General features: G+C 44.0%; 7 protein-coding genes. 5 read left to right on the forward strand and 2 right to left on the reverse strand.

Going from position 1 to position 6,000, the window contains the following annotated elements:
- Positions 1–693: 693 nt before the first annotated feature.
- A complete protein-coding gene (locus ON063_RS09280; RefSeq protein ID WP_074033023.1) occupies positions 694–921 on the forward strand; it encodes a hypothetical protein in 228 nt (75 codons plus the stop codon).
- A gap of 187 nt (positions 922–1,108) precedes the next feature.
- Here the strand turns inward: ON063_RS09280 and ON063_RS09285 are convergent, their stop codons facing one another.
- Entirely contained in the window at positions 1,109–2,023 is a 915-nt protein-coding gene (locus ON063_RS09285) for a hypothetical protein (RefSeq protein WP_274664933.1), read from the reverse strand.
- A 196-nt stretch (positions 2,024–2,219) separates the two neighbouring features.
- Between ON063_RS09285 and ON063_RS09290 the strand changes: the two genes are divergently transcribed.
- From ON063_RS09290 to ON063_RS09300, 3 genes are all read left to right on the forward strand, one after another.
- Positions 2,220–3,443 (forward strand): LCP family protein, encoded by a 1,224-nt coding sequence (locus tag ON063_RS09290; protein WP_274664934.1) that lies wholly within the window; start codon positions 2,220–2,222, stop codon positions 3,441–3,443.
- A gap of 79 nt (positions 3,444–3,522) precedes the next feature.
- Positions 3,523–4,215: an NAD(P)-binding oxidoreductase gene (locus tag ON063_RS09295; protein WP_274664935.1), complete on the forward strand. Its 693-nt coding sequence runs from the start codon at positions 3,523–3,525 to the stop codon at positions 4,213–4,215.
- A 20-nt stretch (positions 4,216–4,235) separates the two neighbouring features.
- A complete protein-coding gene (locus tag ON063_RS09300; RefSeq protein ID WP_074033027.1) occupies positions 4,236–4,454 on the forward strand; it encodes a PspC domain-containing protein in 219 nt (72 codons plus the stop codon).
- Positions 4,455–4,491: 37 nt separating this feature from the next.
- On the opposite strand, the gene ON063_RS09305 is transcribed toward ON063_RS09300, so the two are convergent.
- On the reverse strand, positions 4,492–5,346 hold the full coding sequence (locus ON063_RS09305; RefSeq protein ID WP_274664936.1) for an aldose 1-epimerase family protein: 855 nt from the start codon (positions 5,344–5,346) through the stop codon (positions 4,492–4,494).
- Between the two features lie 74 nt (positions 5,347–5,420).
- On the opposite strand from ON063_RS09305, the gene ON063_RS09310 reads away from it, so the two are divergent.
- Positions 5,421–5,987, forward strand: a complete 567-nt coding sequence (locus ON063_RS09310) for a TlpA family protein disulfide reductase (RefSeq protein WP_274664937.1) — start codon at positions 5,421–5,423, stop codon at positions 5,985–5,987.
- Positions 5,988–6,000: the final 13 nt, after the last annotated feature.

A 6,000-nucleotide genomic window follows, 5' to 3' on the forward strand; every position in this document is an offset into this window, starting at 1 on the left:
TCACAAGGAATGAATGGCAAGTGATACGTATTCGTTTGATGGAATACTTGAAACCCAGTTGCCTCATATATTCGAAGCTTATCTTGATTATGATAGTCCTCTTCCTGAAGATAGTACGTAATCGGGTGTGTGGTTTCTCGACTTCGTTCATACATGATTCGGTCAAGCAACCCGCGAAACACATGACGATCAATATATGAGACCTTTGAGAGTTGAATGATTTGAAACGCTTCTAGATGTTCGTCGTTCGCAGCGAATGCAGCTAACGGTATATCTTTATTTAAGGCGCTATACACGTGATGATGGGGCGGCAAAGAAAGAAGCGGGGGTGTCTTCGATAAAGGGTATAATGTTTGAATGGAGATACGTTTCTGGATAGGTAATTGCCTACATTCTACAAAGCGTAGCGCTCGTTTCAAGGAGAATCCTTCTTTCTGTATGAGTTAATAAGTACAATTAAATTGTAAGCGCTATCTTACTTAAAGTTGTATGGCATTCTCATGAAACCTGATTGATGAAAATAATCAACAACTTTCATAAAAACATGAAATTAAATAGATTGTAAGCATCCGATTCAGAAAAACTGATTAGTTACGCTGATAGATCTGTGAGTTTCGTCAAATGTCAGACGTGACGTGAGGTGAAGACATGATATACTTAATCACAATGAAACCAATCAATTAGGAGTTTATGATGAAATATATTTATCAACTGATTCTCGTCGCTATGTTGTTCATGATTGCTGCTCCGACTACGGTTATGGCCGAAACTGAACCCGTAGTGATTCACGAGAACATCATTGTCGAAGAAGAGGTAGAGATTCACGAAGGATTTCAATCACCCAATGAGATGGTGTATGTCTTCGTATTAATCGTGTTATTATCCGTCGTTGGTTTAGGGATTATGAACACGATCGAATAACGTGAAAACGTTCACAAAAACGCAATAAGTCGTTTGGTAACGGTTACAAACGTTGCTTTATACTTATATGTGTAGGAAGAAAGTTCTGCACCAACTTTCTGTCCTCCTTTTCAAATGAACACCCCTCGTTCATATCATGTATTGGAGTCAACCGATGTCATCGATTGACTCCCTTTTTTTGTCTGATCTAAAATCGAATACGTTTTTCTTTTGCTAATCGTTTTAATCGTTTTGTTTCATCCGTATGACCATGGCTCTCTAAGAAATCGACGTATACACGGAACGGTTCGGAACGATGTGAAAAGAAAGGGATATACTCTGAAAATAGCTTCTGTTCGGCTTCTTGTAAGTTACCTTCGGCGACGAGGAGGCGGAGCTCTAACATTTTAAGAGCTTGATAGTTTTCAAGTGCGGTATCTTCTGTCTGGGATTTTTCTAACATCCGCTCACACAGTTTGAGAATGCGTGCGTGAAGAATCTTTCTCGTGTTGGCTTGGCTGTGTTCAATCGGCAAGGTTGATAGTAAATCGATTCGTGTGGAATCCACGTCTTTTGGCACGTGGAGGGCAGTATATAAAGCGCGGTCAATCCAGACGGTATCAAAGGGTGCGTCTAGTTGGTAGTAGTGGATGAGTTTTTGGAGCATCGTGACTTGTGAGATTTTCAATAGGCGAAACGGATCGCTCGTTGAAAAGAGAGGTTCTTCTCCGGCTGACGTTGACAGAAGATAAAACATCTCTTCATACATCGTGCGTGCCTCTGTATATTCTTCGGCATAGTGGGCTAAATCACGGATGATTTTTTTTGCGTGGATATACCAATTTTTTTGATCACGATCGGACATGACTTGATTGGGACGAATATATAAATGTTCATATGCTGAATCGACAAAACGTTCAGCTAACGTAATCGTTTGTGAGAGCGAATGACGCTCTTCCGAATGTTTTTTTTCTTTATAGCGTGTGAACTGGCTGATCATAAAATCAAAGTCTTGATCATCAATCACATCTTTTGGAGTATGACGATACATCTCGACCAATAAATCACGTAACGTCGCCTCACCATATTGCTCCAATAACATGCGTAATTTTCCGATGCGCATCAGCTCTCCTCCTTTCATTCATACTTATTGTATGCATCTCTGATTTGGGCAGACACCAATTAATATTCCTTTCCCGGATTTCATCTGAAACAATCATATGGTCTCATGCTTAAGACGGATTTTCCTTAGAAACGTTGTCAGATCAATGCGGGTTCGGGATAATAGAGAAAAATTGATAAAGTTGAGGATTGAAAATATGAAAGATGATCAACGTTTATCGCGTGTAGAACGTAGAAAGCGCGAACTCGAACAACAAGAACTCGAAGCGTCTCGTTTGAATCATGAGCAATCAACGAACGAGCGACAGAATATAAATGAAGTATCGGAGCCGGATCGACATCAAGAAAGGACGACTTCTCAGTCGGAGCATCCTTTCTTAAACGAGAAATCGTCAGAAGCGTCGAAGTCAACCCAGGGAACATCGAAAAACCGGCGAAAACGGATGCCTCGAATGCTGTCATTCTCAAAACCAAAGCGCAAAACGTCTCGACCTAAGTCAAATCATGCTGCGCAGCAATCGAGACCGTCCAATCCGTCAAAACCATCAAAACGTGAAGTCGAGCAATCAGCAAAACCAACAAATAAACGAAAGCGTAAATGGAAAGGGAAAGTGGCCCTTCTTCTCATTCTCATGTTGCTTGTCGGAGGGTATGTCGCGACTTCTCCGTTCACGTTCCTCATTATGGGAAGTGACGCACGGGTGGGGGAATCCCTCTCGGGGTCCCGCACAGATTCTCTGCAATTGATGGAATTTGTCCCTCGTTCACGCACTGTTCAAAACGTGTCGATTCCACGCGATACGTATACCGCCATTCCATGTGAGCCAGACCGGGATGGCGATAAAATCACCCATGCTTTCGCTTATGGTGGTGCAACGTGTGCGGTAGGTGCTGTTGAAGGACTGACCGATTCGTCGGTTGATGGACAAGTCGTGATCACATTTGAGTCGTTCATGGAATTGATCGATTTGATTGGTGGTGTCAATGTGACGGCAACACACTCGTTTAGTGAGAAAGGGTTCAACCAGACGTATGAGTATACAGAAGGTGTCTCTTACGCAATGGATGGAGACATGGCACTTGCCTATGCGAGACACCGTAAGTCGGATACGGACGGTGCCCGTTCGAATCGTCAAACCGAAGTCATGACAGCCGTCGCAGAAAAATTGGCTAGTCCTTCGGGTTGGACGAAGATTCCGGCAACGTATCGTTTCATGAAAGAGGAAATGGGTCTTGAGATGAATGTCTTACAAATGGCGTCTGTCGGGCTCACGATGATTTCGAACCCGGACGTGAATAAGATGCAAGTTGAAGGACAAGATGCTTATATCAACAATGTCTATTACTACGAACCGTTAGAAGAAAGTGTGCAATCCATTCGGGATGCCCTCGATTTATCGATGTGGGGCACGGTCAGATAATTTTAAGAAAAGGGTTTGATTCTGACTTGAAAGAGGAATTTTAAACAAATGAACTACTCTTTTGAGGAGGGAAATTTGAATGAAAGTATTAGTCATTGGAGCAACAGGAAAGATCGGGAAACGTGTATTGAAAAGTCTAGCGAAGACCCATCAAGTGACCGCTTTAATTCGTTATCCTGAACTACAAGCAGAGTACGAGAAAATGGGTGCGCGCGTATTGACGGTTGATGTCGAGAAAGAACTTGAGAAAAAAGTTCATGAGGCGACAAGTGGACAAGATGCAGTCATCATTGCGGCGACTGCTGGCGCAGACGGATCGAGTACCGAAATTGAACTGCTCGACCGAAACGTCGATGCTGCTAAAAAAGAACGAGTACGTCACGTCGTCTTGCTCAGTGCATATGGCGCGGACCAACCGAATGCCGCACCAAAGGAACTCTTTAACTTTCTGTCAGCCAACAATGCCGCCGACGAATACATCGAACATAGCGGTTTGAACTATACGATCATTTGCCCAGTGACCATTGTCGATGAACCGAGTAAAGGTTCCATCGAAGCATCTGAAGACTTGAATGATGCGGACGGTGCGACGATTTCCGAGACAGATGTCGCGACTGTCATCTCTGCATCTCTTGACAACCGTGGACTATACGGTCGCCGAATCGAAATCAAGTCGGGTAGTACGCCGATTAATGAAGCGCTTGATTTTGAAGGCCGTGGAGAAGTGGCGAACGGAGGTAGAACGACGTTACGCCGACCACAACGATCATAACGAGTTGAGGAGAAGATGACATGGAACGAAAATTGTATAAAGATCAGAATAATAAAATGATTGCCGGAGTCTGTTCGGGGCTCGGGAACTATTTAGGAGTGGACGTCACGATCATGCGTGTTCTGTTTGTGGCAATGGCACTCTTAGGTGGTCCAGGGCTTCTGATTTATATCGTTCTGGCCATCATCATGAAAAAGCCGCCATCAGAATATGAGGCGGAACAAGAAGATCGTTTTTAACGAAAACAAGCAATCCGACATGACTGTCGGATTGCTTTTATTTTTCGATGTATAAGGTGTAGCTTGCTTCGAACGTCTCGTCTGGGGCAAGGAGTTGAACCCCTTCTTTGCGTAGAAAATCTTTTCGGTGTCCTTTGTAATCTGCGTGACCGAACCACGGTTCAAGACAAACGAATGGAGCATCCTTATGGGGTGGTGACCAAATGCCAAAGTGAGTAAATGAAGGGCTTTCCATCACGATTGCCGTTCCTGACGGTTGATGACGTAGCGTGGCGTACTCCACATTTTCGAAAATCAATGCATCGTCGTCAAATAGAGAACGGGTAAGTGGGATGTATTGCCGTTCGCCTAGTGGTTGATAGGCTCCTGTCAAATAAGGTCCTTCTAATAGATAGCGGTCAAGTGTACGTACTTCTCCGAAGTCGATCGTATAGTCCTCGAACGCACCACCCTTGAAAGGGATATTGAATGCGGGATGACCACCGATACTGAACGGTAACATGGTTTCCCCTGGATTATGAACATGATAGGTGACAATGACTTCTTCTCCTACAAGTTGATACGATACGTTCAGAGTAAACGGGAAAGGGTAATGTTGTCTTGATTCAGGTGTATCTTTCAAGGTGAAACGAACGGAAGTTTCATTCGATGATTCGATGTCGAAAATCGCGTCACGAGCAAATCCGTGTTGACTCATCGTATACGTATTGCCTTCATATACATATTGATCATCCAATAACCGCCCGACAATCGGGAAAAGAATGGGGGCCTGTCGTCCCCAAAACGTCGGATCACCTTGCCATAAGTATTCCGTTTCGTCTATTTTCCAACTAGTCATCTCAGCACCCTGTGCTTTTAACGTAATCTGAACATTTTTGTTTTGAAGTTGCACAATACATACGCTCCTTTACGGTTTGTGATAAGTTAAGTGTAGAAATCTTAAGTAAAACAAACAAGGGGTAAATGATGCGCTTACAAAGAATCGTAATCGGAACGCTCATCCTTCTATTGATTGCTGGGCTTGCCTACAAGGGCTACGAAGAATATATGACGACACAAAAGAAAGAAGAAGCGGTTCCAATCGTCCAAAATGAATCGGTATTAGGAGGGCTCGAAGTGGGGCAACAAGCTCCCGACTTCACCTTGAATACGCTAGAGGGGGAGAGTCTGACCCTTTCACAGTTCCAAGGACAGCCGGTAGTCATTAATTTCTGGGCTTCTTGGTGCCCGCCTTGTCGAGATGAGTTCCCTGAACTGGTTTCGTTTGAAGAAGCGACAGGCATTCCGGTTCTCGGTGTGAATGTCACCAAAAATGAACGACGAGGAAAAGCGGACGTCGAGGCTTTTTTACAAGAGTACCCGGTTGATTTTCCAATCTTGTTAGATGAAGAAGCGGTCGTAGAGCAACAGTATCGTGTCGTCGCGCTACCGACAACGTACGTGTTAGATGAACAAGGAGTCATTGTGGCGAAGCAGACAGGTCCCGTCGACGAAGCGTGGATTCAGCAACAGATCGAAAAGACGTCAATGTGATATTTCAAAAAAG

Source organism: Exiguobacterium sp. B2(2022), from assembly GCF_028823655.1.
GTDB lineage: Bacteria > Bacillota > Bacilli > Exiguobacteriales > Exiguobacteriaceae > Exiguobacterium > Exiguobacterium aestuarii_A.